Below are 25,811 nucleotides of genomic sequence, written 5' to 3' on the forward strand. Positions count from 1 at the left end.
ATGGGATTTTTTTTCTACAACAAAAGAGGCTCCATAATATCCATAGGGGATTTACCCACTACAAATATTATAGAGCCGTTTTTACTCAGTCTCTTTTTGCATCAAAAAATCCTCTGGCAACTACCAGAGGATAAGAGCTTATTTCATTGTTGGGAAGAGCAATACATCACGGATAGTAGTTGTGTCGGTGAGGAGCATGCAGAGACGGTCTATACCGATTCCCAAACCACCTGTAGGAGGCATACCGTATTCAAGGGCCTCGATGTAGTCATAGTCGATGCCTGTTGCTTCATCATCACCAAGTTCTTTGGCTTTAGCTTGGGCTTCGAAACGGCTAAGCTGGTCGATTGGGTCGTTCAACTCAGTAAAGGCATTACCGTACTCTTTAGTCATGATGAAGAGCTCGAAACGGTCTGTAAAGCGTTCGTCTTCAGGATTTTTCTTAGCGAGCGGAGATACAGCTACTGGATGGCCATAGACAAAGGTTGGTTGGATCAAGGTTTCTTCAACAAACTCTTCAAAGAAAGCATTGATGATGTGGCCAACTTCAGTGTAGTGTTTCTCAACTGGAACTTTCTTCTCAGCAGCAATAGCTTTAGCTTCTTCCAAAGTCATGTCTTGCCAGAAATCGACACCAGTAATGTCTTTAATAGCATCCACCATGTGAACACGTTTAAATGGTTCGTTAATCTTGATTTCAGTACCTTGATAGTTGACTGGACCATCGCCTTTGACAGCTTTAGCAGCATGTTGGATAATGCCTTCAGTCAAGTCCATGATGTCTTGGAAGTCAGCATAAGCTTGGTAAACTTCGATAGAAGTGAACTCAGGGTTGTGAGTAGCATCCATTCCTTCGTTACGGAAGATACGGCCAATTTCATAGACACGTTCCATACCACCTACGATTAGGCGTTTCAAGTGAAGCTCAGTCGCAATACGAAGCACCATATCAATGTTTTGGGCATTGTGGTGAGTGATAAATGGACGGGCAGCAGCACCACCAGCCTCGTTGTGAAGAACAGGTGTTTCTACTTCAAGGAAGCCTTTTTGGTCAAGGTAACGACGGATTTCAGAAATGATTTTTGAACGAGTGACAAAGCGTTCAAAGCTTTCACGGTTAGAAATCAAGTCAAGGTAACGTTTACGGTAAATTGTTTCAACGTCAGTCAAACCGTGGAATTTCTCTGGAAGTGGGCGAAGTGCCTTAGACAAGTGTGTAATGTGAGTCGCCTTGATAGAGAGTTCTCCCATATCTGTACGCATCACTTCACCTTCGACACCAAGGAAGTCACCAAGGTCTGCTTTTTTGAAGATTTCGTAGTTTTCTTCACCGACAGCATCCTTACGAACGTAGATCTGGATTTGACCTTCGCGGTCTTGAAGGTGGGCAAATCCAACTTTACCTTTACCACGTTTGGTTACCAAGCGTCCTGCGATAGTAGCTGTTTCGTTTTTATCGTGTAATTGTTCTTTATCGAGGTCAGCAAATTTATCTTTTAATTCTTGTGAATTTGCAGTACGTTCAAAGCGTTTTCCAAAGGGATCGATTCCTTGTTCACGGAGCGCAGCCATTTTTTCACGGCGAACGATCTGCTGGTCATTTAGTTCTTCCATATGTTCTGTTGACATGGGATCCTCCTAGTTTTACTCAAAATTGAATACGATGAGTCATTTTTTGCGATACTCCCATTTTATCATAAATAGCCAAGAAATTCACGGATAATCTTTCAAAACTAAAAAGAACTTGACGCTAATACTCTTCTAAAATTTCTTCAAACCACGCCAACGTCGCCTTGCCGTATGCATGTTCCTGACTTCGTCAGTTTTATCTGCGACCTCAAAGCTGTGCTTTGAGCAGCCTGCGGCTAGTTTCCTAGTTTGCTCTTTGATTTTCATTGAGTATAAAATCAAGTTCTGTTATTGATAGGAAGTATCATTCCAAGTATCGAGAGTAAATGTTTCAAAATCATGGGTTTCTAGAATGGTTAGGCTGGCATTTGCTAGACCTCCATCTTTACGAAGAAGTGGTTCTTTATATCCTAGAAGAGTACGAAGACTGGCAGTGAGATTAGCACCGTGACCGACAATTAGAATACGCTCAGCCGGACTATCTTTTAAGGAATTGATAAATTGGATAGTTCGTTGTGTTGTGCTATAGAGGGATTCGGCTCCAAACATTTGAGTGTCAAATTGAGCAAGATTAGATCGAAAAGCTTTGATTTGTTGTGGGTAAATAGATTCCAAGGTTGCAATTTTCAAACCTTCTAACTTCCCCAGCTGCCATTCACGGAGATTAGGAACACTTTCTAAAGGACAGGGCGTCTTGAGTTGACTTTGGATAACTTCAGCAGATTTGACCGCTCGAGGTAAATCACTTGAATAAATCCAATCAAAAGGAATATCCTTGAGATACTGGCCAAGTCGTTTTAGGGTGTCAATGGATTCAGGAAGAAGGGGAGAGTCTCCACTAGCACCTTGAAAGCGTCCTTCTTGGTTCCAGACAGTACGACCGTGGCGGACAAAGTAGAGTTTCATTACTTGCTGTCCTCCAAGATATCTGCAAAGTCGGCCTTTACAAAGCTGGCTAAGTCTTGGGGAGAGACTATAATGCTGTGACCAACTTCCCCAGCGGAGACAATCATTTGATCCAAGTCTAGAGCAATTTTATCGATAAAAATGGGATAATTGTGTTTCTGACGAATTCCGACAGGATTATTGGCTCCATGAATATAACCTGTTGTCTTTTCCAAGTCCTTTTGTGGAATCATGCTCACTTTTTTATTGCCAGAAATTTTGGCTAGTTTCTTTTCCGACAAGTGTTGAGTGATAGGGACAATTCCGATAATCGGTCCTGTTTTATCTCCCAAAAGAGCCAAGGTTTTGAAAATCTGATCTCGTTCATAACCTTGAGGAAGCTCTCCTTCCAGGGCATTGATTTGAATCCCCTGATGTTGGATACCTGCTTTAGACAGGATTTGTTCTACTAATGTTTTTTTGACTTTAACTTTTTTTGCCATTATTTATACTTATCCTCCAATTGGCTCATCCAAATACCAAGCCAGATTCCCAGTGCAAAGAAGAAGGCGATGATGACATACCCAACAAGTGAAAGGCCTGTGTATTGGATACTCTCAGCGTTTCCTGCATTTGGAATCAAGATCAAAAGGGTGCTTGATAAGACGATTCCGATGATGAAATGATAGACGCGTGAGTGATAGTTGTTTAAGGCATAATCCATCAATTTTGAAAAAACGATGAGAGTTGCACCTGCACCAATTCCAATCGGGAAGAAAGTTCCCAAGAGGTCAAAGGTTTTAAAACCAGTCAACATAGGAGCATAGAGTCCCAAAATTAAAAGTAGATTTGATGGACTGAGGCCAGGTACCAATACGCCAAGAGCCAGTAGTGCACCTGCTAGGACGAAGTTAAGAAAGCTGGCGCTTAAGGTTCCAACAACAAAATTTAAGGCATAGAGTCCTAATCCAGAAATAATAAAGGTCGTCCAGAACCAAGCTAAATCAATCTTGTCTCGGTCAGATTCTCGAGTTGATTCTTTGAGAAGGCTAGGAACAGTACCAATAATGGCACCCGCAAAGCTCCATAAGACAAAGACCTGATAATTTTCAAGCAAGTATCCAATCGGGTAAGAAAATAAGCCAATTCCCAGAAGCATACCGATGGCAACTGGAATAAAGTACAAAACATTTTCTTTAAAGTCCTTAAAGGGATGGGCCAGAAAACCAATCATTCGTTCATAAATTCCTAAGATTGCTGCTAGAACCCCTCCGGAAATTCCCGGTAGGATAAATCCAAGAGCAATTACAATCCCTTTAATAAGGCGTGCTAACCATGAGAGCATATTTTTCCTCCAACTATTTCTATTTCAAAAAATCCTTACTATATTGTATCACAATCAAACACAAAAAGAAAAAGCAAATGCTAAACAAATGCTTTTAAGGTTTTAAAAAGAGTTTTCTAAAGGTTTCTTCTTTGTTTTTTAAGGAAGAAATGACGTTGATATCTAAATCGTGGTCAAAGCCAGCAATTTTTCCTTTAGAAGTGTACTGGTGGATGTCGTAATCTAAGTCCGTATTAGGTTTGCTTTCGAAAAATCCAGTATTTGAACCGTATGAAGGAATCCAAACAGAGGTAAACTTGTCTGTATCAATACTGTGTTCTTCCATGAAGTAGACCCCAACGTAGATGCCGATATTTTTTGCACCAAGTGATTCTAGCTTTGCTCGAAAGGCTTCAACACCCTCGTTCATATTGGACATGGTTTTTTCTTCCACGTCTAGCCAATAGTAACTAGGGCTGTATGGTGAAGAGGCGTTATAAAAAACTTCAGCGGCTTTTTCCATTTCTTGGACACTTTTTCCAGCTAAATAAGCATAGACACCAACTGGGACATTTCGTTTTTGAAACTCGGTGATATGGGTTTTAAAGGCCTTATCAACACCATTAACATAGGAAGCATCGTTCTCTTTGGACGTTTGAGCACCACTATGGACGCGAACAATAGCTCCAGAAATGTTTTGGGAGAGAGTATCGTAATTAATTTCCTCAGGACGTTGCCAACCAGAAACATCAATCACCGGTTTATCTATATTATGTAGCGCTTGCGTTTCTACTTGCGCGATATTTGACTTTGTTTTTACAGGATGGTCCTCAAAACGAGGGCGATTCAGGATTAAAATGAAAATCATAATCCCAAAAAAACCAAACAAAATAAGCGGATTTATTTTCTTTCTCATATCTCATAATTTTACCTTAAAAATGAAAAAAAATCAAAAAAAATACTCAAAAAATGGGTTAAGGAAAGGACTTTGGAGCATTTTTTCATTCAAGGGCGCGGAATGATTTGAAATATGGTATAATAAAAGGGAATTTCTAGAGAAAAGAGAAGATTATGTCAAATTATGCCATTATTTTAGCAGCGGGTAAAGGGACTCGCATGAAATCTGATTTGCCAAAAGTGTTGCACAAGGTTGCGGGTATTTCAATGCTGGAACATGTTTTCCGTAGTGTGGGAGCTATCCAACCTGAAAAGACAGTAACAGTTGTCGGACACAAGGCAGAATTGGTTGAGCAGGTCTTGGCTGGACAGACAGAATTTGTGACTCAATCTGTACAGTTAGGGACTGGCCATGCAGTTATGATGACAGAGCCTATTTTAGAAGGTTTATCAGGTCACACCTTGGTCATTGCAGGGGATACTCCTTTAATCACAGGTGAAAGCTTGAAAAACTTGATTGATTTCCACATCAATCATAAGAATGTAGCGACTATCTTGACTGCTGAAACAGATAATCCTTTCGGCTATGGACGAATTGTTCGTAATGACAATGCTGAGGTTCTTCGCATTGTTGAGCAGAAGGATGCTACAGATTTTGAAAAGCAAATCAAGGAAATCAACACTGGAACATATGTTTTTGACAACGAGCGTTTGTTTGAGGCTTTGAAAAATATCAATACCAATAACGCTCAAGGCGAATACTATATTACAGATGTCATTGGCATTTTCCGTGAAGCTGGTGAAAAAGTCGGCGCTTATACTTTGAAAGATTTTGATGAAAGTCTTGGGGTAAACGACCGTGTGGCTCTTGCGACTGCTGAGTCGGTTATGCGTCGTCGCATCAATCATTATCACATGGTCAACGGGGTCAGCTTTGTCAATCCAGAAGCAACTTATATTGATATTGACGTTGAGATTGCTCCGGAAGTTCAAATCGAAGCCAATGTTACCTTGAAGGGGCAAACGAAAATTGGTGCTGAGACTGTTTTGACAAACGGTACTTATGTAGTGGATAGCACTATCGGAGCAGGTTCTGTCATTACCAATTCTATGATTGAGGAAAGTAGTGTTGCAGACGGTGTGACAGTCGGTCCTTATGCCCACATTCGTCCAGGTTCAAGTCTGGGTGCTCAAGTTCATATTGGAAACTTTGTTGAGGTGAAAGGGTCTTCTATCGGTGAAAATACCAAGGCTGGTCATTTGACTTATATCGGAAACTGTGAAGTGGGTAGCAAGGTTAACTTTGGTGCTGGAACCATTACAGTCAACTATGACGGCAAAAACAAATACAAGACAGTCATTGGCAACAATGTCTTTGTTGGTTCAAATTCAACTATTATTGCGCCAGTAGAACTTGGTGACAATTCCCTTGTTGGTGCTGGTTCAACTATTACTAAAGACGTGCCGGCGGATGCTATTGCTATTGGTCGCGGTCGTCAGGTCAACAAAGACGAATATGCAACACGTCTTCCTCATCATCCTAAGAATCAGTAGGAGTCTATCATGGAATTTGAAGAAAAAACGCTAAGCCGAAAAGAAATCTATCAAGGACCAATATTTAAACTTGTCCAAGATCAGGTTGAATTACCAGAAGGCAAGGGAACTGCCCAACGGGATTTGATTTTCCACAATGGAGCTGTCTGCGTTTTAGCTGTAACAGATGAACAAAAACTCATCTTGGTCAAGCAGTACCGCAAAGCCATCGAGGCTGTCTCTTACGAAATTCCAGCCGGAAAATTAGAAGTAGGAGAAAATACAGACCCTGTAGCAGCTGCCCTTCGTGAATTAGAGGAAGAAACAGCCTATACAGGAAAGTTAGAACTCTTGTACGATTTTTACTCAGCCATTGGCTTTTGTAATGAAAAGTTAAAACTTTACCTAGCAAGCGATTTGACAAAGGTGGAAAATCCTCGTCCCCAGGATGAGGATGAAACCTTAGAAGTCCTTGAAGTGAGCTTAGAAGAAGCTAAGGAATTAATCCAATCAGGTCATATTTGTGATGCCAAGACAATTATGGCTGTTCAGTATTGGGAATTGCACAAAAAATAGAGGAGGTCAGTATGGGTAAACCTTTATTAACGGATGAAATGATTGAAAGAGCTAATAGAGGCGAAAAAATTTCAGGTCCCCCTTTGCTAGATGATGAGGAGACCAAGATTTTACCAACCTCTTCTTCCCGTTTTGGTTATGCCAATCCTAAGGAACATGGTTTTAGCCAGGAAACCTTGAAGATTCAGGTCGAACCGTCTATTCATAAAAGCCGTCGCATTGAAAATACTAAGAGAAATGTCTTCAATTCTAAGTTGAATAAGATTTTATTTGCAGTCATCTTTCTCTTGATTTTGCTTGTCTTAGCAATGAAACTTTTGTAATAGAAAAGGAATTGAAATGAAAATAGGAATTATTGCAGCTATGCCAGAAGAACTAGCTTATTTGGTCCAGCATTTAGACAATGCCCAAGAGCATGTTGTTTTGGGGAATACCTATCATACAGGCACCATTGCCTCTCATGAAGTCGTTCTTGTAGAAAGTGGAATTGGTAAGGTCATGTCTGCTATGAGTGTGGCGATTTTGGCTGATCATTTCCAAGTGGATGCTCTAATTAATACGGGATCTGCTGGAGCAGTAGCAGAGGGTATCGCTGTTGGGGATGTCGTGATTGCTGACAAGTTAGCCTATCATGATGTGGATGTCACAGCTTTTGGTTATGCTTATGGACAAATGGCGCAACAACCGCTTTATTTCGAATCAGACAAAATCTTTGTTGCCAAAATTCAAGAGAATCTATCTCAATTGGACCAGAACTGGCATCTTGGTTTGATTGTTACAGGAGATAGTTTTGTCGCAGGAAATGACAAGATAGAAGCGATTAAGTCCCATTTTCCAGAAGTTTTAGCAGTTGAGATGGAAGGAGCAGCTATTGCTCAGGCAGCGCATGCCCTTAATCTCCCAGTTTTAGTCATTCGAGCTATGAGTGACAATGCCAACCATGAAGCAAACATCTCTTTTGATGAGTTTATTATAGAAGCTGGACGTCGCTCTGCCCAAGTCTTATTAGCCTTTTTGAAGGCTTTAGATTAAGCGAAAATTTGACAGTTTTTCTAGCTTATGATAAGATTTAAATAAAGAAAAGCTAGAAAACGTTTCAGAGGATATTATGAGTATTGAAATGACCGTCAGTGAGATTGCAGAGGTTTTAGGATTATCTCGCCAAGCAATCAATAACCGTGTCAAAGAATTACCAGAAGAAGACACAGATAAAAATGACAAAGGGGTAACGGTAGTTACCAGAAGTGGCTTGATTAAGCTAGAAGAAATCTATAAAAAAACGATTTTTGAAGATGAGCCTGTCAGTGAAGATGTCAAGCAGCGTGAACTGATGGAGATTCTAGTTGATGAGAAGAATGCAGAAATTCTTCGTCTCTATGAACAATTAAAAGCCAAGGATCGTCAGTTATCAGAAAAAGATGAGCAAATGCGCATCAAAGACCGTCAGATTGCTGAGAAAGACAAACAACTGGATCAACAGCAACAATTGACTCTTCAAGCCATGAAGGATCAAGAAAATCTCAAGCTAGAGCTGGACCAAGCAAAAGAAGAAGTCCAATCCACTAAGAAAGGCTTTTTTGCTCGTTTATTTGGAGGATAATCAAGGAGCTGTTTAGGTTACATGCTAACCTGATGGCTTCTTTTGTTTCTAAATAGTATAGTTGCTCAATTAATACTCAATGAAAATCAAAGAGCAAACTAGGAAGCGAGCCGCAGGCTGCTCAAAGCACTGCTTTGAGGTTGTAGATAAGACTGACGAAGTCAGTTACATATATCTACGGCAAGGCGAAGCTGACGCGGTTTGAATTTGATTTTCGAAGAGTATAAAATAACAGTATAGGAGAGGTAGAAAATGGAACGATTAGAAGATTACATTGCTTTCGATTTAGAATTTAATCAGCACGAAGGACAAACACACCTGATTCAAGTATCGGCAGTGCGTTTTAGAGATGGTCAGGAAATCGATGCCTATGATTCCTATGTCCACACTAGTGTGCCTCTAAAGAGTTTTATCAATGGTTTGACTGGGATTACAGCTGAGACCTTAAAAGATGCTCCTCCAGTGGAGAAAGTTATAAAAGATTTCCAAGAGTTTGTGGGTTCTTTACCCATGGTAGGCTACAATGCTGCTAAAAGTGATTTGCCTATTCTAGCGGAGCATGGTTTAGACTACAGCCAGCAGTACAAGGTGGATTTGTATGATGAAGCCTTTGAACGTCGTAGTTCGGATTTACATGGTATTGCCAATCTCAAATTGCAAACTGTTGCCTCATTTCTTGGATTTCAAGGTCAGTCTCATAATAGCTTGGAGGATGCTCGGATGACGGCACGTGTTTACGAGTCCTTCTTGGAGTCGGATCAAGCTAGAGAATTGTTAGAGACAGAAAGTAGCCTATCAAACAATCCTTTTGGAGGCTTGGATTTGTCTCAATTATTTGACTAGGAGTGCCTATGAAACCTGAAAAAACTAAAAATCTAGGTTTTAGGAAAATCTACTTTAATCTAGATAAAATTCTCTTTCTCTTTTTCTTGATATTTATGATGATTGAGTTTGTCTGGTTGCCACTTAATTCTTGGATTGCTGGACTGTTGCTCCGACAGACAGGTTATCTCTTTCTTTCCTACAACAATATTTTTACTATTATAAAGGGTTCTCCCTTTGTTAGTCTTGCTTTATTTGTTCTGGTAATTGTTAATTTACTGGTCGCCTATTACCAGATAGGACTCCTCTTTATCGGAGCTCGACACCTCCTCTATCATGAAAAGAGAACTCTGCTGGAGTACAGTCGCAAGGTCTTTCGTCAAAGTTTCTTATTTATGAGACAAGTGACGATTTCCAAAATGGCCTTTATTTTCTTTTATATCATGATGCTCTTTCCATTGATTCGAAAGATTTTAAAGATTTATTATCTCAATAAAATCGTCATTCCGGAATTCATAGTAGCCTATGTAGAAGATAAGTATTGGTTGGTCGGTTTGGTAATCACTGTTCTAGCCTTGCTGCTGTTCTACATTTCAATACGTTTGATGTTTGCCCTACCCCAGCTTTTATTTGAGAAAAAAACAGTCAAAGAAGCAGTCAAATACAGTCTAGAGAAGACAAGAAAGCACTCCTGGTTTTATATCTGGAACTTACTTTGGATTGTTGTCAAAACCTACCTATTTTTCATTCTTTTATTGATTCCAATCTTGGCAAGTCAGACACTGATGGATGGTTTGACCCATAGGGAATCTCTTGTGCTGGGAATGATCAACTTTGTCTTGATTAAGAATTTCCACTATATGGCCTTGACTTACTTTCTCATTAAGTTTGTTTCCTTTTTGACAGGGGAGGAACTAGAAATCACACCAAGGAGAAAGAAAGACCACTGGATGAGATGGGGAGTGATGGGATGTGCTGGTATCTTTTTCGCTCTTGAGGGTTATGTTTATTTAGAAGCTCCAGTTGCCAATAAACCTTTAATTATCTCTCACAGGGGAGTATCTAATAAGAATGGTGTACAAAATACCGTCCAATCACTAGAAAAAACCGCTCAGTTATCTCCAGATTTCGTTGAGACAGATGTTCAGGAAACAAAAGATGGCCAGTTTGTCATGATGCATGATGCCAATATCAAGAATCTGACAGGAGTTAATGCCAATCCTCAGGATCTCACTTTGGATGAATTAACCAAACTTGATATTTCTGAAAATGGCTATCATACCAAGATATCTAGTTTTGATGACTACCTTAACAAAGCTAATGAATTGCATCAAAAACTTCTTATTGAGATTAAAACCAGTCGAAAAGATAGTCCAGATATGATGAAACGCTTTATGGAAAAATATGGAACGATTCTTAAGCAGAATGGTCACCAAATGCAATCCTTGGACTACCATGTGATTGATCAGGTGTTGGCCTACGATTCACAAATTCCAGTCTATTTTATCCTGCCTTACAATAGTATTTTTCCAAGAACGAAAGCTACAGGTTACACTATGGAGTATTCGACCTTGGACCAAAATTTTGTCAACAAGCTATGGAATACCGATCAGAAATTGTACGTTTGGACCATCAATAGTTCAGAGTCCTTTGATAAATCTGTTCAGCTAGGAGCAGATGGCATGATAACAGATGACTTGGAAATGATTCAAGACCAGGTAACCATTGCGCAAGAAGACCCAGAGTATACTGAATTGCTTTTCAAACAGGCTATGGAATTCTTTAATTTTTAGTAAGCAAAAAGAGGTTGATCAAAAACTCACCTCTGAAATAGTAAAAAAACGAGCGATGTATCAGTTGGATATGCTCGTTTTATTATGCCATGGTTTATAATTGATACCCAATGAAAATCAAAGAGCAAACTAGGAAGCTAGCCGCAGGTTGCTCAAAGTACAACTTTGAGGTTGCAGATAAAACTGACGAAGTCAGCTCAAAACACTGTTTTGAGGTTGTGGATAGAACTGACGAAGTCAGTAACCATATCTACGGTAAGGCGATGCTGACGTGCTTTGAAGAGATTTTCGAAGAGTATGAAATAAGAATAAAACAGGAAGTAATGCCTATGAAGTGGTTGAACTAGGTTATTTATGTCAGATGTAAAAGGGTTACTAACTTCTGCGTGAAGAAGGCTTTCGAATTTATGTCAAACAGAAAATGGATGTTTTCCCTTTTGGGGCAGATGAGAGAGTATTTTTGGCATGTGCAGAGTTTATGTTAGAAATAAATAAACTGTCATAACATCGCTAGGATTCATCTTTATGAGTATGAATCTCACAAAATTGGTCAAGAATCTAGCATCTAAAACATCAATTATACAAAAACACAGTCTCTCTTTAGCTTGATTGTGGTCAAGACAGAAGTTACTGCGCAGTTTTATTTTTTGAGTTGATTTTTTCTTAGATCATGTGCTTACTGAGGATTGCTTTTATTTTCTGAAGTTGGCGGATTGACCTGTTTTTCGTTTTCAGTAGCAGGTTTACTTGGAGTAGGAGCAGGAGTAGAAGAATCCTGAGTTGATGTTTTCTGCTCTTCTTTTTTCTCTTCCTTGACGCTAGATTTTGGCGTTTCTTCTTGTTGTGTTTTTTCTTGAGTGGTGTGATTTTCCTTATTGGGACTAGTATTTTCTTTAGGGGATTCTTTTTGAATTTCTTTGACAATAGTTGTCGTCTGGCTTGTCGTAGGTTCTTTTTTAGTATTTTTGTTATTATCCAAGGCGTTCATGATAGTGATACTTGCGGTAATCAAGCCAAGGATACTAGCGATTGTAGCAACGGTTTTTTGAAAGACTGTAAAGCCTTTTTTGATGTGTTCTGTTTTTGGTTTTGAAGTTCTACGATAATTAGACATACATTCTCTCCTTTAATTAAAATTTATTATACCGCATTTCTTTAAAAAAATCTTAAAAAAAGAGGAATTGCCCTTTCTTGTCGCAAGCTCCGTTTCATGATACAATAGAAGGAGTGATTTTAGAAAGCGTGAGAAAACATGATTTACTTTGATAATTCGGCGACGACCAAGCCCTATTCTGAAGCACTTGAAACTTATATGCAGGTCGCTTCAAAAATTTTAGGAAATCCATCTAGTCTCCATCGTTTGGGAGACCAGGCAACACGAATTTTAGATGCTTCCCGTCAACAGATTGCAGATTTAATCGGTAAGAAAAGCGATGAAATCTTCTTTACATCTGGTGGAACAGAAGGTGATAACTGGGTTATCAAGGGTGTGGCCTTTGAAAAAGCCCAGTTTGGCAAGCACATCATCGTATCAGCCATTGAACATCCAGCAGTCAAGGAATCAGCTCTTTGGTTGAAATCTCAAGGTTTTGAAGTGGATTTGGCTCCAGTAGATGAGAAAGGATTTGTCGATGTTGAGGCCCTAGCAGATTTGATACGACCAGATACGAACCTCGTTTCCATCATGGCAGTGAACAATGAAATTGGCTCTGTTCAGCCCATTGAGGCTATTTCAGAACTGTTAGCAGACAAGCCGACTATTTCCTTCCACGTTGATGCGGTTCAGGCACTTGCCAAGATTCCGACTGAAAAGTATCTGACAGAACGAGTGGATTTCGCGACTTTCTCTGGTCACAAGTTCCACGGAATCCGTGGTGTTGGTTTTGTCTATATCAAGTCTGGCAAGAAGATTACGCCTCTTTTAACAGGTGGTGGTCAGGAACGTGATTACCGTTCGACAACTGAAAATGTGGCAGGAATTGCAGCGACAGCTAAGGCCCTCCGCTTGTCTATGGAAAAGCTAGATATCTTTACTAGCAAGACTGGGCAGATGAAGGCAGTGATTCGTCAAGCACTTCTGGACTATCCAGATATTTTTGTCTTTTCAGATGAGGAAGACTTTGCCTCTCATATCCTGACTTTTGGAATCAAGGGTGTTCGTGGTGAAGTCATTGTTCATGCCTTTGAAGACTATGATATTTTTATTTCCACCACTTCAGCTTGTTCTTCAAAAGCTGGTAAGCCTGCAGGCACCTTGATTGCCATGGGAGTGGACAAGGATAAGGCTCAGTCAGCTGTGCGTCTTAGCCTAGACCTTGAAAATGATATGAGTCAGGTCGAGCAGTTTTTGACCAAGTTAAAATTGATTTACAATCAAACTAGAAAAGTAAGATAGGAGCATTCATGCAATATTCAGAAATTATGATTCGCTACGGTGAGTTGTCAACCAAGGGTAAAAACCGTATGCGTTTCATCAATAAACTTCGCAATAATATTTCAGACGTTTTGTCTATCTATCCCCAAGTTAAGGTAACCGCAGATCGTGATCGTGCCCATGCATACCTCAATGGCGCGGATTACACAGCAGTTGCAGAATCGCTTAAGCAAGTCTTTGGAATTCAAAACTTTTCCCCTGTTTATAAGGTTGAAAAATCTGTAGAAGTTCTGAAGTCTGCTGTCCAAGAGATTATGCAGGACATCTACAAGGAAGGCATGACCTTTAAAATCTCTAGTAAACGTAGCGACCACAACTTTGAGTTGGATAGTCGTGAACTCAATCAAACACTTGGAGGTGCTGTTTTCGAAGCCATTCCAAATGTGCAAGCTCAAATGAAAAGTCCTGACATCAATCTTCAGGTGGAGATACGTGAAGAAGCAGCCTATCTTTCTTATGAAACCATTCGTGGGGCTGGTGGTTTGCCAGTTGGAACTTCAGGTAAAGGGATGCTTATGTTGTCAGGAGGGATTGACTCACCTGTGGCAGGTTATCTTGCTTTGAAACGTGGAGTGGATATTGAGGCTGTTCATTTTGCCAGCCCACCTTACACGAGTCCTGGTGCACTAAAAAAAGCTCAAGATTTGACCCGTAAATTGACCAAGTTTGGGGGCAATATCCAGTTTATCGAAGTGCCTTTCACAGAGATTCAAGAGGAAATTAAGGCTAAGGCGCCAGAAGCCTATCTCATGACCTTGACCCGTCGTTTTATGATGCGGATTACCGATCGTATTCGTGAGGTACGAAATGGTTTAGTTATCATCAATGGTGAAAGTCTTGGTCAAGTAGCCAGTCAAACTCTTGAAAGTATGCAGGCTATTAACGCTGTGACCAACACTCCCATCATCCGTCCAGTTGTGACAATGGACAAGTTGGAAATCATTGACATCGCCCAGGAAATCGACACCTTTGAAATTTCTATCCAGCCTTTTGAAGACTGCTGTACGATTTTTGCACCAGATCGTCCAAAAACAAATCCTAAGATTAAGAATGCGGAGCAGTACGAAGCGCGTATGGATGTTGAAGCCTTGGTTGAACGAGCAGTGGCTGGTATCATGATTACCGAGATTACACCTCAAGCTGAAAAAGATGAAGTGGATGACTTGATTGATAATCTCCTCTAAATCAGAAAATCCAAAAGAATTTAGAAAATTAAATAAAAAAGTTAGTTTTTAATTCCAAAAGTGGAAGCAAAACTAACTTTTTTCTATAATTGTGATATAATAAGATAAAATTTTGAATATAGAGAGTTTTCTGACAATGAATCAATCCTACTTTTATTTAAAAATGAAAGAACACAAACTCAAGGTTCCTTATACAGGGAAGGAGCGTCGTGTACGTGTTCTTCTTCCTAAAGATTATGAGAAAGACACGGATCGTTCCTATCCTGTTGTTTACTTTCATGACGGGCAAAATGTTTTTTATAGCAAGGAGTCTTTCATTGGCCATTCATGGAAGATTATCCCAGCTATTAAGCGTAATCCTGATATCAGTCGCATGATTGTCGTTGCCATTGATAATGATGGTATGGGGCGGATGAATGAGTATGCGGCTTGGAAGTTCCAAGAATCTCCTATCCCAGGGCAGCAGTTTGGTGGTAAGGGTGTGGAGTATGCCGAGTTTGTCATGGAGGTGGTCAAACCTTTTATCGATGAGACCTACCGTACCAAAGCTGACCGCCAGCATACGGCTATGATTGGTTCCTCACTAGGAGGCAATATTACCCAGTTTATCGGTTTGGAATACCAAGACCAAATTGGTTGCTTGGGCGTCTTTTCATCTGCCAACTGGCTCCACCAAGAAGCCTTTAACCGCTATATCGAGCGTCAGCAACTATCGCCTGACCAGCGTATCTTTATCTATGTTGGAACAGAAGAAGCAGATGATACAGACAAGACCTTGATGGCTGGCAATATCAAACAAGCCTATATCGACTCATCGCTTCGCTATTACCATGATTTGATAGCAGGGGGAGTACACTTGGGCAATCTTGTTTTGAAAGTTCAGTCTGGTGCCATCCATAGTGAAATCCCTTGGTCGGAGAATTTACCAGACTGTCTGAGATTTTTTGCAGAAAAATGGTAAAGCAAGAAAGGAGAAAGCCAATGCATATTGAACATCTTAGCCACTGGAGTGGCAATCTTAACCGTGAAATGTACCTTAACCGTTATGGTCATGCTGGGATTCCAGTTGTGGTCTTTGCTTCATCAGGTGGTAGTCACAACGAATACTATGATTTTGGCATGATTGATGCCTGTGCTTCCTTTATAGATGAAGGCCGTGTTCAGTTCTTTACCCTCTCCAGTGTAGACAGTGAGAGCTGGTTGGCCACTTGGAAAAACGGTCACGACCAAGCAGAGATGCACCGTGCCTACGAGCGCTATGTGATTGAGGAGGCCATTCCTTTTATCAAGCACAAGACAGGTTGGTTTGATGGCATGATGACGACAGGTTGTTCGATGGGTGCCTACCATGCACTCAATTTCTTCCTCCAGCATCCAGATGTCTTTACCAAAGTAATTGCTCTTAGTGGTGTCTACGACGCACGTTTCTTTGTCGGAGATTACTACAATGACGATGCAATTTACCAAAACTCGCCAGTAGATTATATCTGGAACCAAAACGACGGCTGGTTTATTGACCGTTATCGTCAGGCAGAGATTGTGCTGTGTACGGGTCTTGGAGCCTGGGAACAAGATGGTTTACCATCCTTCTACAAGCTCAAAGAAGCCTTTGACCAGAAACAAATTCCAGCCTGGTTTGCTGAGTGGGGACATGATGTCGCCCACGACTGGGAATGGTGGCGCAAACAAATGCCTTATTTCCTCGGTAATCTCTATTTATAAAAGGAGTGACCTATGAATTACCTTGTTATTTCTCCCTACTATCCACAAAACTTTCAACAGTTTACCATCGAACTTGCCAATAAAGGCATCACAGTCTTGGGAATTGGTCAAGAACCATACGAGCAATTAGATGAGTCTTTGCGCAATAGCCTGACCGAGTATTTCCGTGTTGACAATCTTGAAAATATAGATGAAGTCAAACGTGCAGTTGCTTTTCTCTTTTATAAACATGGCCCAATTGACCGTATTGAATCCCACAATGAATACTGGCTTGAGCTAGATGCAACACTCAGAGAACAATTCAATGTCTTTGGTGCCAAACCAGAGGATCTCAAAAAGACGAAATTTAAGTCTGAAATGAAGAAACTCTTCAAAAAAGCAGGTGTCCCTGTGGTACCTGGATCTGTTATTAAGACGGAAGCAGATGTGGATCAAGCTGTGAATGAAATCGGCCTTCCAATGATTGCCAAACCTGACAATGGAGTGGGAGCAGCCGCAACCTTTAAGCTTGAGACAGAAGACGATATCAATCACTTCAAGACTGAGTGGGATCATTCAACCGTTTATTTCTTTGAGAAATTTGTCACTTCCAGCGAAATTTGCACCTTTGATGGTCTTGTGGACAAGGATGGTAAAATTGTCTTCTCAACAACCTTTGATTACGCCTATACACCGCTGGATCTCATGATTTACAAGATGGACAATTCTTATTACGTTCTCAAGGATATGGATCCTAAATTACGTAAATATGGTGAGGCAATTGTCAAGGAATTTGGCATGAAAGAACGGTTCTTCCATATTGAGTTCTTCCGTGAAGGGGACGATTACATTGCCATCGAGTACAATAACCGTCCTGCAGGTGGTTTCACTATCGATGTTTATAATTTTGCTCATTCCTTGGACCTCTATCGTGGCTACGCAGCTATAGTCGCAGGAGAAGAGTTCCCAGCGTCAGAGTTTGAACCTCAGTATTGTTTGGCTACATCACGTCGTGCAAATGCTCACTATGTCTATTCAGAAGAGGACTTGCTTGCCAAATACAGTCAGCAGTTCAAGGTTAAAAAAATCATGCCAGCTGCCTTCGCAGAACTTCAAGGAGATTACCTTTATATGCTGACAACTCCTAGTCGACAAGAAATGGATCAGATGATTAAGGATTTTGGTCAGCGTCAGGCTTAAGAGACTATCGGATTAAGGAAATTCACTCCCTTAATCCTTTTGTTTTTTATGAGAAACACAGCAGATTGAAACAAGAATAGGACAAAAGAGCCTCGTAAAAGAGTCTGGGACAAAAATATTGTGATTTTAGGAATTCTTTATTATAAATTTTTAAAATCGATAGATTAGGAAAAAAGCGAACAAGATAGAATTCTGAATGTCAGATAACTCGTTTTGTTCGCTTTTTATATTTAAGGTTAGACTTTTGTCCCAAACTCTTTTTGAGGTGCTTTTTGATATGAGCCCAGGTTTTCTCAATAAGATTGTACTCAGGTGAGTGGGGAGGAATAAGAAATAAAGCTACTTTTCTGGGGCTTGTTCATAGTAGGTATGATTCTTTTTTTCGAGTGTAGCCTATAGCTTTGAGAGCATAGTGGATAGTATAGTAGATTGAAATAAGATGTGAACAAAGTGATTGAGAAAGTCAATTTTTTCTAAAAATGTTTTAGCAACCGTAATGTGCTATTCTAGATTCAATACGCTATAGTTGGATGACAGCCAAATTCAGAAGCTATTTCAGTCAAATAAGCGTCTGGATTGTCGGTAAGATAGTTTTTAAGTCTGTCTCTATCAACTTTTCTTGGTTTTGTTCCTTTTACTTGATGGTTTAGATTACCTATTTTCTCTTTTAGATAATGGTATTAAGTGAGATTTGGAATTCTGTTATACTACCTGTTCGCTTACAATAGGCAAGAACTTTTTTACGTAAATCTATTGAATATGGTATAAGATGACTGTACCACATTGTGTACTATCTTTAGTTCATTTTATCATATCTCTGTCGAAACAGGTTACTAATATTAATGTACGGGCTCTATGTATGTCAAAAATAAGTTCAATTATTGAATAGATTTCACTAAATGAGATAGAAGAATAATTTGAGTCTTTTATGCAATCTCCATATAGGATTCATTACTATTGATACCTTAGATTCTTTTTATTGAAGAAATTTTCTGAAAATTACAAAATATACTTGCTATTTTAGAAAAAAAGTGTAGAATATAAGAAATAGGTTTTTAGAATAAGGAGTGGAATATGACAGTAACGATTGATTGGGAGAACCTTGGTTTCTCCTATATGAAATTACCTTATCGCTATATTGCTCATTTTAAAAATGGACAATGGGATCAAGGAGAGCTCACAGAGGATGCAACTTTGCATATTTCAGAGTCTTCTCCAAGTCTTCACTATGGTCAACAAGCATTTGAAGGTTTGAAAGCTTACCGTACTAAGGATGGTAGTGTTCAACTTTTCCGTCCTGACGAAAATGCTAAACGTCTGCAACGTACTTGTAATCGTCTCTTGATGCCACAAGTTCCGACAGACATGTTTGTAGAAGCTTGTAAGGCAGTTGTCCGCGCCAATGAAGAATACGTACCACCATATGGAACAGGTGGAACCCTTTATCTTCGTCCACTTTTGATTGGTGTTGGAGATATTATCGGGGTTAAACCAGCAGAGGAATACATTTTCACCATCTTTGCTATGCCAGTTGGAAATTACTTTAAGGGTGGTTTGGTTCCAACCAACTTCTTGATTCAGGATGAATACGACCGTGCCGCTCCAAATGGTACAGGTGCGGCTAAGGTTGGTGGGAACTATGCTGCCAGTCTCTTGCCAGGGAAATTGGCGAAATCACGTCATTTCTCAGATGTTATCTACCTAGACCCTTCAACTCATACAAAGATTGAAGAAGTCGGTTCAGCTAACTTCTTTGGAATTACAGCTGACAATGAGTTTGTAACACCATTGAGTCCATCTATCTTGCCATCTATTACTAAGTATTCTTTGCTTTATTTGGCAGAACACCGCTTGGGCTTGACTCCTATTGAGGGAGATGTCCCAATTGATAACCTTGACCGTTTTGTAGAGGCAGGTGCCTGTGGTACAGCAGCAGTTATTTCGCCAATTGGTGGAATTCAGCACGGCGATGATTTCCATGTATTCTATAGTGAAACAGAAGTTGGCCCTGTGACTCGTAAACTCTATGATGAATTGACAGGTATTCAGTTTGGTGATATTGAAGCGCCAGAAGGTTGGATTGTAAAAGTAGATTAAAACAAACAAAAGGAGATTTTTGATGAAATCGAAAAAGTGGCTCTTAACAGCAGGAGTGGTCCTGAGCACAACAGCTCTTTTAGTGGCTTGTGGAAAAGCTGATAAAGAAGCAGATGCACCGACAACATTTTCATATGTCTATGCAGTAGATCCAGCATCTTTGGACTATAGTATAGCGACTCGTACATCTACAACAGATGTCATCGGGAACGTGGTTGATGGCTTGATGGAAAACGACCAGTACGGAAATGTTATCCCTTCCTTGGCTGAGGATTGGTCTGTGTCAAAAGATGGTTTGACTTATACCTACAAACTTCGTAAAGGAGTTAAATGGTACACTTCTGAAGGTGAAGAATATGCAGAAGTAACAGCCCATGACTTTGTAACAGGATTGAAACACGTAGCTGACGGTAAGTCAGACGGTGTCTCTCTCATCCAAAATTCAATCAAGGGTTTGGATGCCTACATGACTGGTGAGACCAATGATTTCTCTACAGTTGGTGTTAAGGCCTTGGACGATTATACAGTTGAATATACCCTAAACAAACCAGAAAGTTTCTGGAACTCTAAAGTTACAACAGCGACGATGTTGCCTGTAAATGAAGAGTTTTTGAAGGCATCAGGTAAAGATTATGGAGCAGTTACTCCAGCAGGGATTCTTTACAATGGTCCTTATATCTTGAAGACCTTGACGTCTAAATCGTTGATTGAATACGAGAAAAATCCAAACTACTGGGATAAAGAAAAGGTAAAAATTGAAAAGGTCAAATTGACCTACTACGATGGTTCAGATCAGGAATCGTTGATTCGTAGCTTCTCTTCAGGTGCCTATACGACAGCCCGTCTCTTCCCAAGTAGCTCAAACTTTGCTTCTACTTTGGAACAATACGGAGATAAAATCACTTATAGCCCACAGGACTCAAGTAGCTATTACTTCACCTTTAACGTAAATCGTCAGTCATATAATAAAACTGCGAAAACAAGTGAAGAGCAAAAGACTTCTACAAAAGAAGCTATGCTTAATAAGGACTTCCGTCAGGCTATCAACTTTGCCTTCAACCGCCATTCTTATGCTGCCCAGCTAAATGGTGATGACGGTGCGGACAAGATTATTCGTAACAGCCTTGTTCCTGACAACTTTGTACAAGCAGGGGGTAAAAACTTTGGTCAAATCGCCCAAGCCGAGTTGGTGAACTATGGTGACCAATGGAAAGGTGTTGAGCTAGTTGACGGTAAGGATTCTATCTACAACCCTGATAAGGCTAAAGCTGCGTTCGAAAAAGCTAAGAAAGACTTGGAATCTAAAGGGGTAACTTTCCCAATTCACTTGGATGTCCCAGTTGAACAAACAGATACCATCGCTGTTCAACAAAGCAACTCTTTCAAACAGTCAATCGAATCAACTCTTGGTGCTGAAAATGTTGTCATCGATGTTCTTCAAATGACAGATAATGAAAAGGAAACAATCACTTCTCAAGCGCGTGTTCCTTCTCAAAAAGACTATGATTTGAACAGTACAGGATGGGCTCCAAGCTATCAAGATCCAGCATCTTACTTGAATATCATGGATCCTAAATCAGGTTCTGCTATGAAACACCTTGGTATTACTAAAGGGAAAGATAAGGATGTTGTAGCGAAACTTGGTTTGGACCAATATAAGAAATTATTGGATGATGCAGATTCAGAAACTACAAATCTTGAAGAACGCTATGAAAAATATGCCAAGGCTCAAGCTTGGTTGACAGATAGTTCATTATTGATGCCAACTGCTTCATCTGGTGGTTCTCCAGTTGTAAGTAATGTCGTGCCATTCTCAAAACCATACTCACAAGTTGGTATTAAGGGTGACCCATATATCTTTAAAGGGATGAAATTGCAAAAAGATATCGTTACAACAAAAGAATATGAAGAAGCACTGAAAAAATGGCAAAAAGAAAAATTGGAATCAAATGGTAAGTACCAAAAAGAACTAGAAAAACACATTAAATAAAGCAGAAAACTCTATATCAGACTTGGAATGATATAGAGTTTTTTCTTGCTAGTTTTGGGATTTTCTTGTAAAATAGAAAAAGTGAAGAGAGGTATGAAATGAGCAAGAAAGATAAAAAAATTGAAATTCAAGTAGCAGATGCCAAGGTTAATGTAGGAAAAGACAGTTTTGAAGGTTATACGTTGACCATTGGTAAAAAAGTTATCGGAGAAATTGCCGAATTAGATGGACAATTTGCCATCATAAAGAATGGAAATGTCGATAGTTTTTATAAAAAATTGGAAAAAGCTGTGGAAATTTTGATTGAAAATTATAATTTAGCAAAATAAGTCTTGTTTTTTTGAAATTTTCATGATATAATAGTCCATGTTGATTGTAGGAGAGATAGCGAAGAGGCTAAACGCGGCGGACTGTAAATCCGCTCCTTCGGGTTCGGGGGTTCGAATCCCTCTCTCTCCATTTCATCAATGGGGTATAGCCAAGCGGTAAGGCAAGGGACTTTGACTCCCTCATGCGTTGGTTCGAATCCAGCTACCCCAGTTCTTAGGTAATAATCAAGATAAAAAGCAAAATATCTTAGGGTATTTTATTTTTATAATTGAAAGACGTGAACGATATGAACATGTCCTTGTGGGTGCTTAGGAAAAAATTATAAGTATGTCAAGTTTAAGAAAAACTTGATTGTTGGAGGATTTTTTAGATGAACGAATTTGAAGATTTGCTAAATAGCGTTAGCCAAGTTGAGACTGGTGATGTTGTTAGTGCTGAAGTATTGACAGTTGATGCGACTCAAGCTAACGTTGCAATCTCTGGAACTGGTGTTGAAGGTGTCTTGACTCTTCGCGAATTGACAAACGATCGCGATGCAGATATCAATGACTTTGTTAAAGTAGGAGAAGTATTGGATGTTCTTGTACTTCGTCAAGTAGTTGGTAAAGATACTGATACAGTTACATACCTTGTATCTAAAAAACGCCTTGAAGCTCGCAAAGCATGGGACAAACTTGTTGGTCGTGAAGAAGAAGTTGTTACTGTTAAAGGAACTCGTGCCGTTAAAGGTGGACTTTCAGTAGAATTTGAAGGTGTTCGTGGATTTATCCCAGCTTCGATGTTGGATACTCGTTTCGTACGTAACACTGAGCGTTTTGTAGGTCAAGAATTTGATGCTAAGATCAAAGAAGTTGACGCTAAAGAAAACCGCTTCATCCTTTCACGTCGTGAAGTTGTTGAAGCAGCTACTGCAGCAGCTCGTGCTGAAGTATTTGGTAAATTGGCTGTTGGTGATGTAGTAACTGGTAAAGTTGCACGTATCACAAGCTTCGGTGCTTTCATCGACCTTGGTGGTGTTGACGGATTGGTTCACTTGACTGAATTGTCACATGAACGTAACGTATCACCAAAATCAGTTGTAACTGTTGGTGAAGAAATTGAAGTGAAAATCCTTGATCTTAACGAAGAAGAAGGACGTGTATCACTTTCACTTAAAGCAACAACACCTGGACCATGGGATGGCGTTGAGCAAAAATTGGCTAAAGGTGATGTAGTTGAAGGAACAGTTAAACGTTTGACTGACTTCGGTGCATTTGTTGAAGTATTGCCAGGTATCGATGGACTTGTTCACGTATCACAAATTTCACACAAACGTATTGAAAATCCCAAAGAAGCTCTTAAAGTTGGTCAAGAAGTTAAAGTTAAAGTTCTTGAAGTTAACGCAGATGCAGAGCGCGTATCACTTTCTATCAAAGCTCTTGAAGAGCGTCCAGCTCAAGAAGAAGGACAAAAAGAAGAAAAACGTGCTGCTCGTCCACGTCGTCCAAAACGTCAAGAAAAACGTGATTTCGAACTTCCAGAAACACAAACAGGATTCTCAATGGCTGACTTGTTCGGTGATATCGAACTTTAATCAAATTGAAAATTCACAAAATCCTTTGTTTACTAAACAAGGGATTTTTCTTTTGTCTGTAAGCCTTTTTTGATATAATAGTCCTATGTTAGAATCAGAAAAACAATCACGTTATCAAATGTTAAATGAGGAGCTCTCTTTTTTATTGGATGGTGAAACCAATGTTTTGGCTAATCTTTCCAACGCCAGTGCTCTTCTAAAATCACGCTTTCCTAATACCGTATTTTCAGGCTTTTATCTATTCGATGGAAAGGAATTGGTTTTAGGTCCTTTCCAAGGAGGTGTTTCCTGCATCCGTATTGCGCTAGGCAAAGGTGTTTGTGGTGAGGCAGCTCACTTTCAGGAAACTGTTATTGTTGGAGATGTAATGACTTATCCCAACTATATTTCTTGTGATAGTAGCGCTAAAAGTGAAATTGTTGTGCCGATGATAAAGAATGGTCAATTGCTCGGAGTTCTGGATCTGGATTCTTCAGAGCTTGATGATTATGATGCTATGGATCGAGATTATTTGGAACAATTTGTCGCTATTTTGCTTGAAAAGACAGAATGGGACTTTACAATGTTTGGGGAGAAAGCCTAATGTATCAAGCACTTTATCGAAAATATAGAAGTCAAAACTTCTCCCAGTTGGTTGGTCAAGAAGTTGTAGCTAAGACTCTTAAACAAGCGGTGGAGCAAGAGAAAATAAGTCATGCTTATCTTTTTTCAGGTCCTCGTGGAACGGGAAAAACCAGTGTAGCTAAAATTTTTGCCAAGGCTATGAACTGTCCCAATCAAGTGGGGGGTGAACCTTGTAATAACTGCTATATTTGTCAAGCAGTGACGGATGGTAGTTTAGAAGATGTCATCGAAATGGATGCAGCTTCTAATAATGGGGTCGATGAAATCCGTGAAATTCGTGATAAATCTACCTACGCCCCTAGTCTTGCCCGTTATAAGGTTTATATCATAGATGAGGTTCATATGCTGTCTACAGGGGCTTTTAATGCTCTTCTCAAGACGCTGGAAGAGCCAACACAGAATGTGGTCTTTATTTTAGCTACTACTGAATTGCACAAGATACCTGCTACGATTTTATCCCGTGTGCAACGTTTTGAATTTAAATCGATTAAGACACAGGATATTAAGGAACATATCCGCTATATCTTAGAAAAAGAAAATATCAGTTCTGAACCAGAGGCAGTGGAAATTATCGCAAGACGGGCTGAAGGTGGGATGCGGGATGCCTTGTCTATTTTGGATCAAGCCTTGAGTTTGACACAGGGAAACGAGCTGACGACTGCCATCTCTGAAGAAATTACTGGTACTATTAGCCTATCAGCCTTGGATGATTATGTGGCTGCCTTATCTCAACAGGATGTTACAAAGGCCTTGTCTTGCTTAAATCTTCTTTTTGACAATGGTAAGAGTATGACTCGTTTTGTGACGGACCTTTTGCACTATTTAAGAGACTTGTTAATTGTTCAAACAGGTGGAGAAAACACTCATCATAGTCCAGTATTTGTAGAGAATTTGGCACTTCCTCAAGAAAATCTGTTTGAAATGATTCGCTTAGCGACGGTGAGTTTAGGGGATATTAAGTCTAGTTTGCAGCCCAAGATTTATGCTGAGATGATGACCATCCGTTTGGCGGAGGTTAAACCTGAACCAGCTCTTTCTGGGGCAGTTGAACATGAAATTGCTGCATTGAGACAGGAAGTTGCACGTCTCAAACAAGAACTTGCCAATGTGGGAACCGTAGCTAAGCCAACAAATCCAGCTCCTAGTCGCCCAACAGCAGGCAAAACAGTCTATCGTGTGGATCGCAATAAGGTTCAATCTATCTTACAAGAGGCTGTCGAAAATCCTGATTTAGCACGTCAAAATCTGATTCGCTTGCAGAATGCATGGGGAGAGGTGATTGAAAGTCTAGGAGGTCCTGATAAGGCTCTATTAGTTGGTTCTCAACCGGTTGCGGCCAATGAACACCATGCTATTCTTGCTTTTGAGTCTAACTTCAATGCTGGTCAAACCATGAAACGGGACAATCTCAATACTATGTTTGGTAACATCCTCAGTCAGGCAGCAGGTTTTTCACCCGAAATTTTAGCCATTTCCATGGAGGAATGGAAAGAAGTTCGCGCAGCCTTTTCAGCCAAAGCCAAATCTTCTCAAACTGAAAAAGAAGCAGAAGAAAGCTTGATTCCAGAAGGATTTGAATTTTTGGCTGATAAAGTGAAGGTAGAGGAAGACTAAAGAAA

General features: G+C 39.9%; 26 protein-coding genes, 2 tRNA genes and 2 pseudogenes. 22 read left to right on the plus strand and 8 right to left on the minus strand.

Annotated features, from left to right (window positions below):
* Positions 1-138 precede the first annotated feature (138 nt).
* The 5 genes from lysS to N8M09_RS08160 form a co-directional block, all read right to left on the minus strand.
* Entirely contained in the window at positions 139-1,629 is a 1,491-nt protein-coding gene (lysS, locus tag N8M09_RS08140) for a lysine--tRNA ligase (RefSeq protein WP_261064827.1), read from the minus strand.
* A gap of 288 nt (positions 1,630-1,917) precedes the next feature.
* On the minus strand, positions 1,918-2,535 hold the full coding sequence (locus tag N8M09_RS08145; protein ID WP_261064828.1) for a histidine phosphatase family protein: 618 nt from the start codon (positions 2,533-2,535) through the stop codon (positions 1,918-1,920).
* Positions 2,535-3,017, minus strand: a complete 483-nt coding sequence (locus tag N8M09_RS08150; RefSeq protein WP_261064829.1) for an aminoacyl-tRNA deacylase — start codon at positions 3,015-3,017, stop codon at positions 2,535-2,537. Before N8M09_RS08150 ends, N8M09_RS08145 begins: the two co-directional genes overlap by 1 nt.
* Positions 3,017-3,859, minus strand: coding sequence for a DUF368 domain-containing protein (locus N8M09_RS08155; protein WP_261064830.1), 843 nt, complete (start codon positions 3,857-3,859; stop codon positions 3,017-3,019). The genes N8M09_RS08150 and N8M09_RS08155 overlap by 1 nt, the downstream gene beginning before the upstream one ends.
* Before the next feature lie 94 nt (positions 3,860-3,953).
* Positions 3,954-4,754: a glycoside hydrolase family 25 protein gene (locus N8M09_RS08160; RefSeq protein ID WP_261064831.1), complete on the minus strand. Its 801-nt coding sequence runs from the start codon at positions 4,752-4,754 to the stop codon at positions 3,954-3,956.
* Between the two features lie 155 nt (positions 4,755-4,909).
* Here N8M09_RS08160 and glmU point away from each other — a divergent pair, with 155 nt between their 5' ends.
* The 9 genes and pseudogenes from glmU to N8M09_RS08205 form a co-directional block, all read left to right on the plus strand.
* The gene (gene glmU, locus N8M09_RS08165) at positions 4,910-6,289 is read left to right on the plus strand and encodes a bifunctional UDP-N-acetylglucosamine diphosphorylase/glucosamine-1-phosphate N-acetyltransferase GlmU (protein ID WP_261064832.1); all 1,380 of its coding nucleotides are present in this window, start codon (positions 4,910-4,912) and stop codon (positions 6,287-6,289) included.
* 9 nt (positions 6,290-6,298) lie between these two features.
* A complete protein-coding gene (locus N8M09_RS08170; RefSeq protein ID WP_000393816.1) occupies positions 6,299-6,844 on the plus strand; it encodes an NUDIX hydrolase in 546 nt (181 codons plus the stop codon).
* A gap of 11 nt (positions 6,845-6,855) precedes the next feature.
* Entirely contained in the window at positions 6,856-7,167 is a 312-nt protein-coding gene (macP, locus tag N8M09_RS08175) for a cell wall synthase accessory phosphoprotein MacP (protein ID WP_000517862.1), read from the plus strand.
* 16 nt (positions 7,168-7,183) lie between these two features.
* Positions 7,184-7,876: a 5'-methylthioadenosine/adenosylhomocysteine nucleosidase gene (locus tag N8M09_RS08180; protein ID WP_261064833.1), complete on the plus strand. Its 693-nt coding sequence runs from the start codon at positions 7,184-7,186 to the stop codon at positions 7,874-7,876.
* A 76-nt stretch (positions 7,877-7,952) separates the two neighbouring features.
* The gene (gene rocS, locus N8M09_RS08185; protein ID WP_000021242.1) at positions 7,953-8,444 is read left to right on the plus strand and encodes a chromosome segregation protein RocS; all 492 of its coding nucleotides are present in this window, start codon (positions 7,953-7,955) and stop codon (positions 8,442-8,444) included.
* A gap of 252 nt (positions 8,445-8,696) precedes the next feature.
* Positions 8,697-9,287 carry a 3'-5' exonuclease gene (locus N8M09_RS08190; RefSeq protein ID WP_042751360.1) on the plus strand — a complete coding sequence of 197 codons (591 nt, stop codon included), beginning with the start codon at positions 8,697-8,699 and terminating at the stop codon, positions 9,285-9,287.
* An 8-nt stretch (positions 9,288-9,295) separates the two neighbouring features.
* The gene (locus tag N8M09_RS08195) at positions 9,296-11,059 is read left to right on the plus strand and encodes a glycerophosphodiester phosphodiesterase (RefSeq protein ID WP_261064834.1); all 1,764 of its coding nucleotides are present in this window, start codon (positions 9,296-9,298) and stop codon (positions 11,057-11,059) included.
* 110 nt (positions 11,060-11,169) lie between these two features.
* Entirely contained in the window at positions 11,170-11,406 is a 237-nt protein-coding gene (locus tag N8M09_RS08200; protein ID WP_261064835.1) for a hypothetical protein, read from the plus strand.
* Positions 11,407-11,447: 41 nt separating this feature from the next.
* Positions 11,448-11,715, plus strand: a pseudogene (locus N8M09_RS08205) (IS5/IS1182 family transposase); the annotation flags it as partial.
* A 20-nt stretch (positions 11,716-11,735) separates the two neighbouring features.
* On the opposite strand, the gene N8M09_RS08210 reads toward N8M09_RS08205, so the two are convergent.
* Complete coding sequence (locus N8M09_RS08210; RefSeq protein ID WP_261053974.1) at positions 11,736-12,173, minus strand: DUF6556 family protein; 438 nt, start codon at positions 12,171-12,173, stop codon at positions 11,736-11,738.
* Positions 12,174-12,311: 138 nt separating this feature from the next.
* Here N8M09_RS08210 and N8M09_RS08215 point away from each other — a divergent pair, with 138 nt between their 5' ends.
* The 5 genes from N8M09_RS08215 to N8M09_RS08235 all read left to right on the plus strand — a co-directional run bounded on the left by N8M09_RS08215 (position 12,312) and on the right by N8M09_RS08235 (position 17,578).
* A complete protein-coding gene (locus N8M09_RS08215) occupies positions 12,312-13,454 on the plus strand; it encodes a cysteine desulfurase family protein (RefSeq protein ID WP_261064836.1) in 1,143 nt (380 codons plus the stop codon).
* 8 nt (positions 13,455-13,462) lie between these two features.
* Positions 13,463-14,677 (plus strand): tRNA uracil 4-sulfurtransferase ThiI, encoded by a 1,215-nt coding sequence (gene thiI / locus N8M09_RS08220; protein ID WP_261064837.1) that lies wholly within the window; start codon positions 13,463-13,465, stop codon positions 14,675-14,677.
* Between the two features lie 136 nt (positions 14,678-14,813).
* A complete protein-coding gene (locus N8M09_RS08225) occupies positions 14,814-15,638 on the plus strand; it encodes an alpha/beta hydrolase (protein WP_261064838.1) in 825 nt (274 codons plus the stop codon).
* A gap of 20 nt (positions 15,639-15,658) precedes the next feature.
* Positions 15,659-16,399 carry an esterase family protein gene (locus tag N8M09_RS08230; protein ID WP_261064839.1) on the plus strand — a complete coding sequence of 247 codons (741 nt, stop codon included), beginning with the start codon at positions 15,659-15,661 and terminating at the stop codon, positions 16,397-16,399.
* Positions 16,400-16,411: 12 nt separating this feature from the next.
* Complete coding sequence (locus N8M09_RS08235; RefSeq protein ID WP_261064840.1) at positions 16,412-17,578, plus strand: ATP-grasp domain-containing protein; 1,167 nt, start codon at positions 16,412-16,414, stop codon at positions 17,576-17,578.
* A gap of 199 nt (positions 17,579-17,777) precedes the next feature.
* Here N8M09_RS08235 and N8M09_RS08240 read toward each other — a convergent pair whose 3' ends face one another.
* On the minus strand, positions 17,778-17,906 hold the full coding sequence (locus N8M09_RS08240; protein ID WP_419991728.1) for a transposase: 129 nt from the start codon (positions 17,904-17,906) through the stop codon (positions 17,778-17,780).
* 196 nt (positions 17,907-18,102) lie between these two features.
* Positions 18,103-18,344 (minus strand): annotated as a pseudogene (locus tag N8M09_RS08245) (IS630 transposase-related protein); the annotation flags it as partial.
* A gap of 308 nt (positions 18,345-18,652) precedes the next feature.
* On the opposite strand from N8M09_RS08245, the gene N8M09_RS08250 reads away from it, so the two are divergent.
* The 8 genes from N8M09_RS08250 (at position 18,653) to dnaX (ending at position 25,806) form a co-directional block, all read left to right on the plus strand.
* Positions 18,653-19,675, plus strand: coding sequence for a branched-chain amino acid aminotransferase (locus tag N8M09_RS08250; RefSeq protein ID WP_261064841.1), 1,023 nt, complete (start codon positions 18,653-18,655; stop codon positions 19,673-19,675).
* 22 nt (positions 19,676-19,697) lie between these two features.
* A complete protein-coding gene (locus N8M09_RS08255; RefSeq protein ID WP_261064842.1) occupies positions 19,698-21,665 on the plus strand; it encodes a peptide ABC transporter substrate-binding protein in 1,968 nt (655 codons plus the stop codon).
* Between the two features lie 98 nt (positions 21,666-21,763).
* The gene (locus N8M09_RS08260) at positions 21,764-21,994 is read left to right on the plus strand and encodes a DUF2969 domain-containing protein (RefSeq protein WP_000037113.1); all 231 of its coding nucleotides are present in this window, start codon (positions 21,764-21,766) and stop codon (positions 21,992-21,994) included.
* 49 nt (positions 21,995-22,043) lie between these two features.
* Positions 22,044-22,124: transfer RNA gene (locus N8M09_RS08265), tRNA-Tyr, on the plus strand.
* A gap of 9 nt (positions 22,125-22,133) precedes the next feature.
* Positions 22,134-22,205: transfer RNA gene (locus N8M09_RS08270), tRNA-Gln, on the plus strand.
* Positions 22,206-22,365: 160 nt separating this feature from the next.
* Positions 22,366-23,568: a 30S ribosomal protein S1 gene (gene rpsA, locus N8M09_RS08275; RefSeq protein WP_001001630.1), complete on the plus strand. Its 1,203-nt coding sequence runs from the start codon at positions 22,366-22,368 to the stop codon at positions 23,566-23,568.
* An 85-nt stretch (positions 23,569-23,653) separates the two neighbouring features.
* Positions 23,654-24,151, plus strand: coding sequence for a GAF domain-containing protein (locus N8M09_RS08280; protein WP_218764174.1), 498 nt, complete (start codon positions 23,654-23,656; stop codon positions 24,149-24,151).
* On the plus strand, positions 24,151-25,806 hold the full coding sequence (gene dnaX, locus N8M09_RS08285; RefSeq protein ID WP_261064843.1) for a DNA polymerase III subunit gamma/tau: 1,656 nt from the start codon (positions 24,151-24,153) through the stop codon (positions 25,804-25,806). Before N8M09_RS08280 ends, dnaX begins: the two co-directional genes overlap by 1 nt.
* Positions 25,807-25,811 lie beyond the last annotated feature (5 nt).

It is taken from the genome of Streptococcus mitis (assembly GCF_946190375.1).
Lineage (GTDB): Bacteria > Bacillota > Bacilli > Lactobacillales > Streptococcaceae > Streptococcus > Streptococcus mitis_CJ.

Coding starts and splice junctions, on each gene's coding strand:
- lysS (WP_261064827.1), bottom strand. CDS start 1,629: ATGTCAACAGAACATATGGAAGAACTAAATGACCAGCAGATCGTTCGC.
- N8M09_RS08145 (WP_261064828.1), bottom strand. CDS start 2,535: ATGAAACTCTACTTTGTCCGCCACGGTCGTACTGTCTGGAACCAAGAA.
- N8M09_RS08150 (WP_261064829.1), bottom strand. CDS start 3,017: ATGGCAAAAAAAGTTAAAGTCAAAAAAACATTAGTAGAACAAATCCTG.
- N8M09_RS08155 (WP_261064830.1), bottom strand. CDS start 3,859: ATGCTCTCATGGTTAGCACGCCTTATTAAAGGGATTGTAATTGCTCTT.
- N8M09_RS08160 (WP_261064831.1), bottom strand. CDS start 4,754: ATGAGAAAGAAAATAAATCCGCTTATTTTGTTTGGTTTTTTTGGGATT.
- glmU (WP_261064832.1), top strand. CDS start 4,910: ATGTCAAATTATGCCATTATTTTAGCAGCGGGTAAAGGGACTCGCATG.
- N8M09_RS08170 (WP_000393816.1), top strand. CDS start 6,299: ATGGAATTTGAAGAAAAAACGCTAAGCCGAAAAGAAATCTATCAAGGA.
- macP (WP_000517862.1), top strand. CDS start 6,856: ATGGGTAAACCTTTATTAACGGATGAAATGATTGAAAGAGCTAATAGA.
- N8M09_RS08180 (WP_261064833.1), top strand. CDS start 7,184: ATGAAAATAGGAATTATTGCAGCTATGCCAGAAGAACTAGCTTATTTG.
- rocS (WP_000021242.1), top strand. CDS start 7,953: ATGAGTATTGAAATGACCGTCAGTGAGATTGCAGAGGTTTTAGGATTA.
- N8M09_RS08190 (WP_042751360.1), top strand. CDS start 8,697: ATGGAACGATTAGAAGATTACATTGCTTTCGATTTAGAATTTAATCAG.
- N8M09_RS08195 (WP_261064834.1), top strand. CDS start 9,296: ATGAAACCTGAAAAAACTAAAAATCTAGGTTTTAGGAAAATCTACTTT.
- N8M09_RS08200 (WP_261064835.1), top strand. CDS start 11,170: ATGAAAATCAAAGAGCAAACTAGGAAGCTAGCCGCAGGTTGCTCAAAG.
- N8M09_RS08210 (WP_261053974.1), bottom strand. CDS start 12,173: ATGTCTAATTATCGTAGAACTTCAAAACCAAAAACAGAACACATCAAA.
- N8M09_RS08215 (WP_261064836.1), top strand. CDS start 12,312: ATGATTTACTTTGATAATTCGGCGACGACCAAGCCCTATTCTGAAGCA.
- thiI (WP_261064837.1), top strand. CDS start 13,463: ATGCAATATTCAGAAATTATGATTCGCTACGGTGAGTTGTCAACCAAG.
- N8M09_RS08225 (WP_261064838.1), top strand. CDS start 14,814: ATGAATCAATCCTACTTTTATTTAAAAATGAAAGAACACAAACTCAAG.
- N8M09_RS08230 (WP_261064839.1), top strand. CDS start 15,659: ATGCATATTGAACATCTTAGCCACTGGAGTGGCAATCTTAACCGTGAA.
- N8M09_RS08235 (WP_261064840.1), top strand. CDS start 16,412: ATGAATTACCTTGTTATTTCTCCCTACTATCCACAAAACTTTCAACAG.
- N8M09_RS08250 (WP_261064841.1), top strand. CDS start 18,653: ATGACAGTAACGATTGATTGGGAGAACCTTGGTTTCTCCTATATGAAA.
- N8M09_RS08255 (WP_261064842.1), top strand. CDS start 19,698: ATGAAATCGAAAAAGTGGCTCTTAACAGCAGGAGTGGTCCTGAGCACA.
- N8M09_RS08260 (WP_000037113.1), top strand. CDS start 21,764: ATGAGCAAGAAAGATAAAAAAATTGAAATTCAAGTAGCAGATGCCAAG.
- rpsA (WP_001001630.1), top strand. CDS start 22,366: ATGAACGAATTTGAAGATTTGCTAAATAGCGTTAGCCAAGTTGAGACT.
- N8M09_RS08280 (WP_218764174.1), top strand. CDS start 23,654: ATGTTAGAATCAGAAAAACAATCACGTTATCAAATGTTAAATGAGGAG.
- dnaX (WP_261064843.1), top strand. CDS start 24,151: ATGTATCAAGCACTTTATCGAAAATATAGAAGTCAAAACTTCTCCCAG.